Here is a 13,522-nt window from a genome sequence, read left to right on the forward strand (position 1 = left end):
AGGCTACCTGTACTGATCAACTCCTGCGTCCATCCGGAGCTTTGTCGTCACTTCATGAGCAGGCCGCAGGTTCAACTTCCCCGCCAACGAACACGCGCCGAACGAATACGCGTCGTTACCAGTAACCAGGTGGGCGCCACCGCCTTTTCGGCGTAGCCTGGTGTAGACATGATGGGCTTGCGGAAGCTGAGCCCTGGTGGTCATGAGTACCTCACGAACACGGTGGCGTGCGCCGATCGCAGCCGTGAGCTCGCGCCCGGCGAGCTGTTAAGTGACTACTACCTCTCCCGTGGTTACCCGGCAGGCCAATGGTTAGGCGCCGGAGCGGAGCACTTAGGGCTCTCCGGCGCAGTCAGCCCTGCCCAGATGAACGCCCTGTTCGGCGAAGGCCGGCACCCGCACGCCGACGCCATCGAAGCCGAGATGATCGCCGACGGCGCCACCGGCGCCGAGGCTCTGAAGGCGACCCGGTTGGGCCGGCGGTTCCCGCAGTACTCTGCACTGGATCACCTGCGCTCCCAGGTGTCGCAGGCGTACAAAGACCACAACCGCCTGCACGGGCAGCCGATTGGCGCACCGATCTCCGCGGCCACACGCGCCGAGATCCGCCGCGGCGTCCAGATCCAGGCCTACCGCACAGCCCACGACGGCAACGCACCCGCCGGCGACACAGAGCTGACCGGATGGCTGGCCGAGCAGAAACGCAACCTCAAGTCCGCGGTCTCCGGGTACGAGGCCGTGTTCAGCTACGACAAGACCCTCTCCATCGCGTGGGCGATGGCGCCACCGGCCGGGCGAAAGCGCATTGTCGATCTGGCCCGCCAAGCCGCGCTGGACACCGTGACCTACATGGAACGAAACATCGCCTACACCCGCCGCGGGAACATGGGCGAGGCCCAGGTCGACGTCAACGGGATCACCGCCGCGATGTTTGAGCACTGGGACTCTCGCGCCGCTGACCCGCACCTGCACTTCCACGTGCTGATCTCCTCGAAAGTGCAGCGCAGCGACGACGGCGAATGGACCGCGCTCGACGGGCGCACCATGTTCGCCGCGACCGTCGCCGCGTCGGAATACTTCGACAACCGCCTGCGCGACCTGTTTCGCGAGCAGGGTGCGTCCTGGGTACAGCGCGGTGCGGAGGGCGTGGACATGAAGCGCCCGGTGTGGCAGCTCGAAGGTGTCCCGGTCGAGCTGGTGAAGCTGTTCTCCCAGCGCCACCGCCAGTTCGAAGCCGCCCGAGCGAAGCGCATCGTCGAGTTCACGGCCAAGCACGGGAGGGAGCCGACGCCTAAAGACCTCTTCGCCATCGACCGCGCCGCCCAGTACGACAACCGCCCCGGCAAGAAACCTCCCAAGACGCTTCCAGAACATCTCAAGGCGTGGCGCGAGCACGCGCTCAGCATCGTGCCCGCCGCGGTCCTGGACACACTCGCCGACCGCGTGTTCCTCACCGGACGCGCGGAACCGGATGCATTCGACATCGCCAAACTCGCCCAGGCGACAAGGGACGTCGTCTCCTACAACTACAGCCACTTCTCCTGGTGGAACCTCGCCGCCGAAGCCCACCGCCAGTCCGCACATTTGAAGGTGCCCGTCGACAAGCGGGAACGGCTCGTCGACGACGTCGTCGACACCATCCTCGCCCAGCCCGACACCCTCGCCCTCGTCGGCCCAACCGCGGTCAACGAACCCGCGTCGCTGCGCCGCCGCGACGGAGAGTCGGTGTTCGTCGAACACAACTCGACCCGCTACACCACCACCGCAATCCTCGCCGCCGAGGGCGACCTGGTCGCCTGGGCCCGCCGCAGCGGCGGCCACCGGCTCCGCATCGACACCGTCGAGAAAGCCCTGACCGGGCAGGGCCTCAACACCGGGCAGACGGAGATGGTGCGCCAGTTCGCCCGCTCCGGCCGACGCCTGCAACTCGCTCTGGCCCCGGCCGGCGCCGGGAAGACCTCGGCAATGAAGGTCCTGGCAAGCGCGTGGCGGCGCACCGGGCACCGCGTCTACGCCTTCGGCCCCTCCGCCCGCGCAGCGCAGGAACTCGGCGCGTCGATCGGCGCGAAGCCGCACACCCTGCACCAGCTGACCACCGCGCTGCGGTTCGGGTTCGCCCATCGGGCGTTCCCGATGGAAGCCGGAGACCTGGTGATCGTCGACGAGGCGGCGATGGCCGGCACCCACACGCTCCACAAGGTCGTGAAGTACGCGCTGAAGAACGGGGCCGACGTGCGGCTCATCGGGGACGACGCGCAGCTGGCCGCAGTCGAGGCCGGCGGCGCCATCCGGTTGATCGCCCACGACGTCGGCGCCGTTCGGTTCCGGCAAATCGTGCGGTTCCGCGGCGACGACCGGCAAGAGCAAGCCGCGGCGTCGTTGCAGATCCGGGCCGGGAACCCGAGGGGACTCGAGTATTACTTCGAGGCAGGCCGGGTTTCCGACGGGTCACTGGAGACGATGCGCGACGCCGCCCGCTCGCACTGGCAGGCCGACCTCGACGCCGGCGTGCAGTCGCTGCTGATCGTGCCGACCAACGAGGACACCGTCGCGCTGAACATCGACGCCCGCGAACGGCGCCTCATTCGTGGCCTGGTCGATCGTGGCCGGGAGGTCGAACTGCACGACGCCACCACCGCCGGGGTTGGGGACTGGGTCGTGACCCGGCACAACCAGCGGCTGCTGTCGCTGTTCGGTGGGCGCGACTTCGTCAAGAACGGCGACGTCTGGACCATCACCGACGTGCACCGCTCCGGCAAGATCACTGTGCAGCACCGGGTGCACAAGGCCGCGATCACGTTGCCGGCCGGGTACGTCCAGGCGCACGTCGAGCTCGCATACGCCGCCACCATCAACCGGGTTCAGGGCATGACCAGCACCGGCAACGCTCACCTGCTGGTGCCGCCGACGATGACTAGGGAGCAGTTCTATCCCGGCGTCACCCGCGCCATGCTGGGCAACTTCCTCTACGTCGTCACCCATCACCACGTCATCGACCAGCACCGCGAAACCCCGGAACCGGTGTCTCCGGAGTCGGTGCTCACCGGCGTGCTGAGCCACTCCGGCGCCGAAGTCTCCGCAACCGAGACGCTGCGGGAGAAGCAGGACGAAGCGGTGTCCATGGGGACGCTGGTGCTGCGCTACAACTACACCGCGACCTACCGCGACGAGGATTGCTACCGCGCCATCCTCACCCGCAGGGCCCCCTCCACCATCGATCTCGACAGCGAAGCGGCGCTGATCCAGACGCTGCGCAACGCCCACGACCTCGGCTGGGAGCCCGACCCGCTCGTCGCCGCCGTCATGCGCTGGCGCCAGTCGCTCGACGACGCCGACAACCCGGGCGCCGCGCTGCAAGCCCGGATCAGAAAACACCTTGAGGGTCGTAATCCACCCTCACCAACGGCACCTCCGCTACCTGCGAATGTCACTCGCTGGCGCGGCATCATCGACGCGATCGCCCCGCACGTAGCCGCCGAAGACCCGGAATGGGACAAGGTCTGGCACCGCGCCGCCGGCGGGGTGGCGGTCGGGTTCGACGTCGACGCGGCGCTGACCGTCGTCGCCCACCAGCTCGCGGCGCGTCCGGTGGTGCCGGATCCGATGCCGGATGACCGCTACGCCGACGCGGCGTTGGCCGCCGAGCTGCAGCGCCGAGGTGAACGTGGTGAGGCTCATCAACGCGCCGTTCCGTGGCTGGCCCGCCCCGACTTCGCCCACGTCCGCCACCACCCCGGGCACGCCCAGTACCTGCACGAGATGAACCACGCGATCGCCGACCGCGTCGAACAGCTGCGCGCCGCGGCGATTCGGGACCAGCCGGAGTGGGCAGCCAGCCTCGGGCCGCGACCGGAGAGCCCAATCGCCGCCGAGGACTGGGACGAGGTCGTCGGCCTCGTCGCCGCCTACCGCGAGACCTTCCGTATCGACGGCGAGGCGCCACTAGGCGAGGAGCCCGGTAGTCACGGCGCCAGGGCGCATGCTTGGCGCGCCCTGAGCGAGCGCTGGGACACTTTCGGGCAGACGCCAGCGTCCGCGTCATCCGCACATACGGAGCCACCATCGACGGATCACATCACCGAGCTGGACGACGTGTTCGCCGAGCTCGATCACGTCGAGGACCGCGTTGCGCTCGAGCCGTTGAACGTGCTCATCCGCCGCTACGAGCTGCTGGCCCGCGACGGTGACGAGGACCGCTACCTCGACGTCCTCGCCCGCTACGTCCCCGACGCGGTCAACGCCGGTGCCGAGCCCGCCGCGCTGGCGGCGCTGGCGCGCGCCCAGGACCGGGGGTGGCAGGCTGAACGTCTCGTCCGTGGCCTGGTCGACGAACGCGGATTCAGCTGGGCGCAAGATCCGGCTTCGGTGCTCGCCAAGCGCATCAATGACCACATTCGAACGCACGATGCGCCCGCCAGGGTCGCCCCGGCGACCGACGAGCAGATCGGCCGCTGGCAGCAGATCGTCGCCGCTCACCTACCCGACGCCGCCGTGACCGAGGAGCGCTGGGGCATCGTGTGGCGCCACGCCGCCGGCGGAGCCACCGCAGGACTCGACCCCGACTCCGCGCTCACCGACGCCGTCCGCCAGATCGCGGCGACGACGACCGGTGTCGAGAACACCGCCCCGCGGACAACCGGGGTCGCGCTGGTGAGCGCACTTGTCCGCCAGCACGACGCCGGCAACGGACACCACTCCGCGCTGCCCTGGCAGGCTCAACCCGATCTCGCGTACGCGGCGAACTACCACGGTTCCCTAGAACGACTGGCGACCCTGAACGCGGAGATCACCGCACGGACTGACCAGCTGCGCGACCAGGTCATACGGGAGCAACCGGCGTGGCTCGCGCGTTTTGGTGCACGTCCCGAGGATGCCGCACTTGCGCGGCAGTGGGATCAGCTTGTCGGGCTGGCTGCGGCGTATCGTGAAACCTACGGCATCACGACCGCTGATGCTGCCTCCCCGCTTGGCCAGCAACCTGCCGGCAACGACCTTCGAGCCGACGCCTGGCAGGACATCACCCGGCAATGGAGGCACCTGATGACCACACCCGACCGCGAAGACGCCGCATCGGACGTGATGCTGACCCGCGAATCACTGCGCGACGGCGTCGACGCCTACGTCGCCCGGTTCAACGCCGAAGTCGCCGCGGAGAAGGAACAGCGAGAGGACGCTGAGGCAGAGACTGCCGCGGCCGCGCGGCGCACCGAACTGGAAGAAGAACTGGTCGATGGCCAGGACCACGGTTACGGCGAAAGCGCCCACCGCGGGCTCAGCTACTGAGCTTCCTGTCAGCAACGTCCGGCGAAGACGGTCGCGTGACCGTCTTCGCCGGACATCTTCCAGCGCCGGTGTTCGGTGCTGTCAGTCGGAGTTCTACTTCTTCGCGGCCGCGACGTTCTTGCGCGAGGTGCGCTTGCGCGCCGCCGGGGCGGGTTCCTCGACGATGGGCTGGCCGTCGTTCGCGTCGAACGCCTCGATGATCTCCGCGGAGAGGCGCCCGCGGTCAGACACCGAATAGCCGTTGGCGTTGGCCCACTCACGGATCCGGCGGGACCGCTCGCGGTCCGCGGCGGCGGTGCCGGGCTTCCTGGTTTGGGTGGATTCTCCGGCTGCCAGCCGTACCTTGCGGCCACCGACACGGCGCCCCGCCTCGATGTAGCGGACGAGTTCATCACGCAGCGCGGCGGCGTTTGCATCGGACAGGTCAATCTCGTAGCTCACCCCGTCCAGGCTGAACGGCACCGTCTGGTTCGCCACCTCGCCGTCGATGTCGTCGACCATCTCCACGAGAACTTTTTGCGCCATAGCGGGAAGACCTCCAGTAGCCCCTGCTGCGAATGAGATAAGCCGGACAACGTCACTATAACTCAACGCCGCCGAGCGACGCTGCAGTTACGGTTTTGCCTTCGGCAGCTTTGATCGTGTTGAGGACTTTGCGTCGCCACCGGAGCGCGAACGTCACACAGTTGTTGCACCGACGGTGGCCGCGGCATTCAGGCAGTGGCGGCTGCCACCGCGCGGCGAAGGACCAGGCCAGAGTTCTCTCTCGGGTGCGAGCTGTTGTGTTGGCCTCGGCCAAATGAGTTGCTGGGACGACCAGTGGTTGGGGCATGATGTCAGTGCTCCGATGCAGGTCGAGGATGGGCGGGATCGTGTTTGTCGTGAACTTGGCTGAACGGCCGGATCTGTTGGAGCCAGCGCTTGCGCTGGGTGATATCGGGGCCGAGTTCATGCAGCACGACCAGATCGCTGCGCTGACAAGGGCTCGCCGTCTCGCCATCCGTTGGCCCGAGTACTTCCTGGTCGTTCTCGACGGCGACGTTCCTGTCGCCCGAGCGGTGAGCGTGCCGCTCGTCTTTCCCGACACCGCGCGGTCAGAGCTCCCGGATCACGGTTGGGACGGGATCATCATCTGGGCGATCGAAGACGCACTGGATGAACGACCCCCAACGTGTGTGGCGGCGCTCGACGTGCAGGTCACCAGTGACCGGCGAGGCGAAGGGATCGCTGCGGAGGCGTTGACATTCTTGCGGCAGTCGGTTCGCGAACGTGGTCTTACCCGGCTTGTCATCCCGGTTCGTCCGACGACGAAAGATCAGCTTCCGTCGTTGCCCATGGAGCAGTTCCTTGCCAGGCGGCGCCCCGACGGGTCATCGGCCGACCCGTGGATTCGTGCTCATGAACGTCTGGGCGGGCAATTCGTCAAGGTGGCGCCGTTTTCCATGACCATCGTCGGCTCTCTCGCCCAGTGGCAGTCGTGGACAGGCAGCTCGCTGGATGAAGGGGCGAACGTGGTCGACGGCGCTCTGGTGCCGGTGCTGGCGACGACGGAGCTGAATGTCGGTGTCTATGTGGAACCGAACGTCTGGATGGAGCACGCAGTTGGCCAGCCGCAAGCAGCTGATGGTGGATCATGAGTCCGATCTCCTCAACGGCGTGATGGTTGTGCGCGGAGAGGTCGCCTGCTCCCTCAACGCCTTGTTCTCCAGGGCAAGTTCGTTGATGACCTGCGCGTAGGTGCGGACGAGTTTTTCGAGCTCGGCGCAGTGGTTCTTGAGTGCGTCGTGGTCCCGTTGTAACCGGGTGTGGGGGTCGTAATTGTCGCGAACCGCGGCGGCGGTTCGACGGGCGTGAACGACGAGCTGCTGGAAGTGGTCGCGCAGATCAGGGTGCTTCTGAGCGACGACCCAGTACTTGACGTCGGCTTCGACGGCGAGCTGGACGGTGGACAAGTTGCCGGTGGACCGGCTTGGGATTCCGGCGAGGAGCCGGTCGGCGGCACCGAGGATGGCGATCCTTTGTGGATCGGTTTCCCGGACGGGCCATGACGTGGTGGCGGTCTTCATGGTGGTGGTCACCGCGTCCGGGTGTGGTTGCGGATGATGCCGCGGACTCGGTCGAGTTCGGCACGAGCGCGGTGGTAACGCGGCGACGGCGCGAGAAAGTTTCGGAGCAAGGCTTCGAGATCTTTGGCCTTCTTCCGGAAGATGGTGATATCGCGGTCGGTGTAGGCGATGTTGCGGCAGCTGGAGCGGCAGTCGTCCTGATCCGGCGTGGCCCGGTTGTCGCGTTCGTTGCCGCGCAGCTGACAGAGCGCCTTGGCCGGGTCGAACACGCAGGTCATCGCCCGACCCGGATAGATCTGCAGCAGCGGATTGGTAAGCATGTCGTGTGCCTGGCCGGGACTGGTCAGGACGCGGCCGGCGAACTGCTGGTGCGCCTGGGTGATCCGGTGGACGTAGGTGGCCGCAGCGGGCCCGCTAACGTGCTCCCCGGCCGCGAGCAGCTGGTGATCCTCGGCGAGGCGTTCGAGCCGGAACAGCCAGTCCTCGTAGGCGTGCTCATCGGGGAAGCCTGAGCTGTAGGAGCCGCCGTAGCCGAGTGTGATCTGCAGATGCAGGTGCCCGTACTGAATCGCGCCGGCAACAAGTCCGCGAGGCTTTCGGACGATGTGCCAGGCCAGGGTGCGGCGGAACCGCGCCGCGCCGATCGCGCCCTGCGGATCCGGCGGAATGACCTCGTGAGCGCGTCCGGTGTGCGCGCAGTAGTCCTTGACCCAGTCGAGAAACGCCGCGACATCATAAGGGATCGATCCGGCGCGCCGAGCCAAGCCCCGGCGGGTGCGGCTTCGGTTGCCCAGGTGCGGATGCAGCTCCGTCGGGAAGAGCAACGCGCAGTCGTGCAGCCGTTCCAGCACCGTGATCGCGCGGGCTGTCTGCTCGACAACGACCCAGGGGTCCTCGCGCAGCTGACCTTCCGGGATCTTGTTGCCGTCCTCGTCCCAGGCGCCCTTGAACTTCTTGCCCGATATCGTCCAGATTCCGCTCGCCCGGTCCTGGGACAGACATCCGCGGTCGAGGTTGAGGACCTCACCGGTGCGCATGCCGGACAGATAGGAGACCACGACCAGGCAGGCGGTCCGAAGCAAAGCCGCCAGCTCGAGTGCTTCGGTGTAGCCGATCCGGGTGCTGCGCCAAGGCCGGCCATCGACGAGGCCGGTGACCGGTGCGTCGAGATAGGCATCGCCAGCGATGGGCAAACCCGAGCGCTCGACAGGTCCACGCAACCGCTCGCTGCGGGGAAAGGCACTGGTGGCGCTGCGGAACAACCGCACGAGGTGTGGCCAGTCGACCTCCAGTTCACCGCCCTCCCCGACCCGGCCGGGCAGTCCCTCGCCGCGACGCCTCAGCCGCTTGAGGTAGGCGACCAGGTCAGGCAGGACCTCGTCGATCGACCGGCGGTCCACCCGGATGCAGTGCTTGCGAGTCGAAGGGCCATAGGGATAGAGACCGAGATGCTCGTGGAAGGCGGCGATGATGTCGTCGGCGAAATCTTCGACGAACCGCAGCGACCACATCAGCAGCAAGTCGATCGTATCGGCGTGCAGCCGCGGGGTGCGGTTCTCCCGCGGCCGGACGTGACCGCCGAGCAGATCCTTGGGGTCATCCCCGTGCCAGGGCTCCATCTCGGACAGGCGCATGGCGGTCGGCAACTGGTCGCGGTAGCCCCAGAGCCGTCGCACTTCCACCAACAGGCTCGACTTCATGCTGGTGGTGGCTTCCAACGTGACGACAGCCGCGAGGTAGCGATCCAGATCTTCGGCTGTCACCTGGTCGCAGCTGGTGATGCGGTGGGTGTCCAGCCAGGCGAGAAACGTGGTGATCCGGGGCAGGGTCAGCGAGACGCTGCGCAGCGCCAGCCGGGTGCCGCGCGTGCCGCGTAGCCGCCGCGGCGGCTGGTGATTGATCAGCTGCCAGATGTAGTGCTTGGCGTGGTCGCGGAAGCCGACGGGGACGGGCAGAAAGTTGAGCCGGCAGGTCACCGCGTGCGCCTCGAACAAGCCCGGGGTGAGATCCCAGCGGTCGTCGCGGAACACCGAAAGCCGGGCCGGGTCAACGGTGGGATTGTGCTTGCGGTGCAGCAGGACCGGTGTCTCAAGGCGTGGCAGGGTGAGCACGCTGGAGTCGGTGGAAACGGGGCGGGTCATGACAGGTCCAGTTCTCGGTTGAGGAACCGTTCGGCGAGTTCGCGTTGAGCCGGCGTGGCGTCGCGCCGGGCGTCCGCGACGGCGACCGGCCCGGCGCGGTCGAGCAGGTCGGCCAGCTGCGCATGCGGCAGGGCAAAGCGTTGGGCCCACCGCAGCGGGGTGACCGCGGCCTGGCGCGCGGTCAGCGCGTCATGGACAAGGACTTGCAGAGGCAGGTGCAGCGGCATCGCTCGTGCGCAGGGACAGCTCAGACAGAGCATGAACGAGGCCCGGCAAGGCTGGCCGGCAGCCGTGTGGGGGCCGTTGGTGTGGTCGACGCAGGCGCCGAGGACGGTGTCCAGTTCGCCAGAGAGCATGCGCTGCAGGGTCGCGGTGTCCATGCCATGCCGGGCGGCGACGCGGGCCGGCTGTTCGCGCGCGTCGACGAGGTCGGCTTCGGTCAGCGTGTGCAGACGTGCTCGGGTCGAGGCCTTGGTGACCTGTTCGGCAAGTGCTGCGGCCACCACTTTCTGGTAGTCGGCGAGGTTGCCACGATTGCGGGCCAGGTATTCGTTGGCCAGTGTTTTCTCGGTGTGGGCGACCGGGCGTTGCTGCAGCTCGTTATAGGTCAGCCGCAGCCGGCCGAACGTGATCTGCAGCTGCTTCCGCTCGCCGCCGTCCGGTTTGTCGGCGGCGTCGGTGGGAAGGTCGTGCCGTTCGGCCCAGGCCGGCAACAACCGGCTGTCGAAACGGGTGCGTAGTCCGCGGCCGACCCCCGAGCCCGTTCCCGCCCAGAACGCGAACAAGCGGTCCGTTCCGAGAGCGTCGCGGGCCGGCGCGGCCAGCTCGTGCAGCAACGTGAAGACACCGAATCCTGAGTGGAGGTCCACCCGCGGCGCAGATGCACCCGGCGCCTCATCGGCGACGCTTGTCGCCGCGCTGCGGTCTGGGCCCGCCCAGCTAGGGACGCTGGTCAGCGGGAAGTCCATGTGGCGGCGGGCGCCGCGGCGTGGCTTGTCGAGCTCGACGATCGCCGTCGCGATCTCGCCGACGTAGCCGTCGGGCCGGTGATGCCCGGCCGGAGCATTCAAGATCGTGCTCCTGTTCTGCCCAGTCAGCCCGGCCAACAGCACCGCGAACGCGGCGGCCTCGATGTTCGACAGATGCAGGGCGGTCATGTGGGCCTCGACGGTGCCCAGCTGCTGGACCCAGAGCTTCGCGGCGGCGCCGGTCGAGGTGTAGCGGGGAACGTCGAGATGCTGGTCGACGTAGTCCAGCAACTCGCCGCGGCGGTAGATCGCCTCAGGCTCGTCGTCGAGTTCGGCGGCCCGCCAGCGTCGCAGCAGCTCCCTGTTGCCGTAGACGCGGTCGGTGGCTCGGCGGATGTCGGCGCGGGCGGCGTTGAGGATCCGCTGGTTCTCACTACGGCTGTAGCTGGCTTTCGACGTCATCACCGCGCGCGGTGGGTTGCGCTCCACCAGCGCGGACCGGAACTCGTCGCTGGTGCCCTCGACTTTGCGGAGCGTGGTTTTCAGCTCTCCGAGCTTGATCGCGCCGCCGACATGGTGCTGGCGCGGCAGAAACCAGCCTGTCAGGTGTGCTGGGGTCAACTCCGCCGGCGTGGTCGGGGATGTCCGCAGTTCGCCGAGGTATTCCGCGAACTGGCCCAAGGTGCGGAACGTCTTGTAAGCCGATTCGGCGCTCCGGACCTTGCCGCCTGCTCGGGTCCGCTCGGCGAACGCGGCTGCGAACGCCCGGCGCAGCGGCAGGCTCACCGGCCAGCCGGTGAAGTCGAAGTTCCTCGGCTGCTGCGTGGGATTCTCCGGCACGAACCTGATGCGGCAGGCGGTGTCGTCGACCATCCGGGTGGCCGGTGCGTAGCCGGCAGAGGGCAGCGCCGCGCGTCGGCCGGTGCTCACATCGCCTCCTGCAACGGGTCGGTCCGCACTCGGGGATGGTCGGCCAGATAGCTCGTCAAGAACCCGTCAACCGCGGCGTCATGGGCGTGCTGCAGCAGCAGTTCGACGTCCAAGGCGCGGAAGGGCTCCAGGTAGTGCTGGCGGGTCGTCTGCGGGTTGCGGTGCCCGAGCATCGTGGCGACGAGGTCCCAGGTGTCACCGAACTGAGCGCGGAAGTCCTTGGTCTCCTCTTCGCTCAGGTGCGCGAAGCGTCGCTCGTAAGCCAGACGACCGACCGAGTACCACCGCAGCGCGCAGCTGTGGCGCAGCATGTGCGGCGTCGCACTGAACCCGATCAGGCCGAGCGTGGCGATGCGGGCATTCGCCTGGGCGAAGCTGTGCTGCCAGCCGTGCGGTGTCCGGGGCATCCCGTTCTCGTTGAGCCAGAGCGCCAGTGGCTCCAGCCCGGCCTTCGTCCTGCGGAACAGGCGCCGGCGTCCCCACGGGCCGATCGCGTCCAGCGCCGGCTCGCTGTGCCGGCCGTCCGGCTCCTGCACGATCAACCGATTCCGACGCACCCCGACCACCACGCGGGTGTTGCTCAGTGCGTCGTAGCGGCCGGTGCGCTGCGCCGCCCGGATCGTCCGGGCCCGTGCACCTTCGACGTAGTCCAAGACTCCCAGCAGCGCTGCGCGCTGGATCCAGTACGGATGACCGTAGCCGCCCTTGGCGCAGGCGTTCGCCAGCTCGCAGGTTCGGAAACCGCGCCCGGGGACGTCCTCGGGCAACTCGGTCAGCAGCACGCTCGCCCACTCGGTCAGCCGCAGCCCGGTGCGATAGAGGCCCTCGACGAACGCGGTGTCCCGCTGCTCGTTGCGCCCCCGCCAGGAACGATCGGCGCGACCGTCCAGCCCCAGGCCGCGGAACCCGAGATCACGCCATCGGCGATAGCCAGCAGGATCGAGCCACTTGACATCCTCTCGGCGAACGCCGCGTGGTTTGACGTCGAAGTCGTCCGTCGCGGCCACCGGGTCGGTCACCTGGTAGCGACGCGCTGCCCAGCGGTAGAACGCGCGCAACCCGGCCAGATTCGTCGCGAACGTGCTCGGCTGCACCAGCTGCGGGTTGCTCAGCTCCGTCAGCCGCCATTCTTTGAAGTACTCCGCGTCGTCCTCTGTGGCCTCATCCCACGCCCGGTGCAGCACCAGCAGGAAGTTCAGCCACATTCCCAACGACTGTGCGTACTTCTTCCACGTCAGCGGCGAGCGTCCCAGCATCCGCCGCGAAGCGAAGAACTCGTTGATCCGATCGTCCGGCCGGCCGTCCGGTCCGAGCAGGAACGGCTGACCGTGCCTGCGGCCACGCTCCTGAAGACGATCAACGCCGACCGCGTACGTCATCAACAGGTGGTCTTCGTCCAGCATAGGTTCGTGTTCCAGGTCGTAGCGGAACACGATCCAACTTCCTGGCGCGTACGCAGTCCTCATGGACGGAAGGCTAGAGATCAACATCCACCAACAACTACGGACCAGGTAGAGAACGGCTGAGTCGCTGCTGGCAATGATGTCGGCGTAGCGTGCCAATCCCAGAAACTTCGCTCCGAATGCGTGCAGCCGGTAGCCTCGCAGCGCGACCGAACGCAGGATCGACTCAACTTCGGCGGTGTGCTGGCGTCGGCAGATACTGCCGACACCCACCAAAGGGGCCGTGGCGAGGTCGACCCCGCGCTGTTCATAGCGATCGGCGCAGCGCTGATAGTCTTCGATGGATTGCCCCTGCAAGACCGGGATGAACGGCAGGGTCGCGTCGATGGACCGCAGCTCCACATAGTTGCTGATTGTCAGTTCTTGGTGCTGTGCAACATCGAGCCCCGTGCGCTTAAGGATCGTGTTCTCGCACATGTGGTCCTGCGGCGCGGCCCAGAGCAGCCGACCGATCTCGTCGCGGTAGCGCCGAATCCGGGCCGCGTATTCACGGGGACTGGGGCCGCACGCCCAAGTTCCCCACTGCGAAAGCTGGCTGAAGCCGCCGTTCCCCAGCTTCAGATGTCTCACGAGACAGCGAGCGATGCTGGTCGAGGTCAGGGTGGCTCCCGGTGAGCCGCCGGAGGCGTGCTTGGATGCGGGAGTGACGATTGCCGCCTTCGTGATCTCCT

Annotated in this window: 7 protein-coding genes; 2 read left to right on the plus strand and 5 right to left on the minus strand. The window is 67.6% G+C overall.

All coding sequences use genetic code 11. The annotated features are described in order from the left end of the window. The first annotated feature begins 168 nt into the window (after positions 1-168). Positions 169-5,283: a MobF family relaxase gene (gene mobF / locus ACLJPY_RS49975; protein WP_410598064.1), complete on the plus strand. Its 5,115-nt coding sequence runs from the start codon at positions 169-171 to the stop codon at positions 5,281-5,283. A gap of 93 nt (positions 5,284-5,376) precedes the next feature. Here the strand turns inward: mobF and ACLJPY_RS49980 are convergent, their stop codons facing one another. Next, positions 5,377-5,808, minus strand: a complete 432-nt coding sequence (locus tag ACLJPY_RS49980; RefSeq protein WP_410598065.1) for a histone-like nucleoid-structuring protein Lsr2 — start codon at positions 5,806-5,808, stop codon at positions 5,377-5,379. Positions 5,809-6,143: 335 nt separating this feature from the next. On the opposite strand from ACLJPY_RS49980, the gene ACLJPY_RS49985 reads away from it, so the two are divergent. Next, positions 6,144-6,920: a Long-chain-fatty-acid--CoA ligase gene (locus ACLJPY_RS49985; protein WP_410598066.1), complete on the plus strand. Its 777-nt coding sequence runs from the start codon at positions 6,144-6,146 to the stop codon at positions 6,918-6,920. Here the strand turns inward: ACLJPY_RS49985 and ACLJPY_RS49990 are convergent. The 4 genes from ACLJPY_RS49990 to ACLJPY_RS50005 all read right to left on the minus strand — a co-directional run. Then, a complete protein-coding gene (locus ACLJPY_RS49990) occupies positions 6,915-7,361 on the minus strand; it encodes a hypothetical protein (RefSeq protein WP_410598067.1) in 447 nt (148 codons plus the stop codon). The two genes, ACLJPY_RS49985 and ACLJPY_RS49990, sit on opposite strands and share 6 nt — an antisense overlap. Further along, positions 7,358-9,490 carry a hypothetical protein gene (locus ACLJPY_RS49995; protein WP_410598068.1) on the minus strand — a complete coding sequence of 711 codons (2,133 nt, stop codon included), beginning with the start codon at positions 9,488-9,490 and terminating at the stop codon, positions 7,358-7,360. Before ACLJPY_RS49995 ends, ACLJPY_RS49990 begins: the two co-directional genes overlap by 4 nt. Beyond that, positions 9,487-11,388: a hypothetical protein gene (locus ACLJPY_RS50000; protein WP_410598069.1), complete on the minus strand. Its 1,902-nt coding sequence runs from the start codon at positions 11,386-11,388 to the stop codon at positions 9,487-9,489. Before ACLJPY_RS50000 ends, ACLJPY_RS49995 begins: the two co-directional genes overlap by 4 nt. Next, positions 11,385-13,522 (minus strand): site-specific integrase (locus ACLJPY_RS50005; protein ID WP_410598070.1); only part of this gene is annotated, 2,138 nt, incomplete at its 5' end. The genes ACLJPY_RS50000 and ACLJPY_RS50005, both read right to left, overlap by 4 nt.

Source organism: Amycolatopsis sp. lyj-23 (assembly GCF_046549135.1).
Lineage (GTDB): Bacteria > Actinomycetota > Actinomycetes > Mycobacteriales > Pseudonocardiaceae > Amycolatopsis.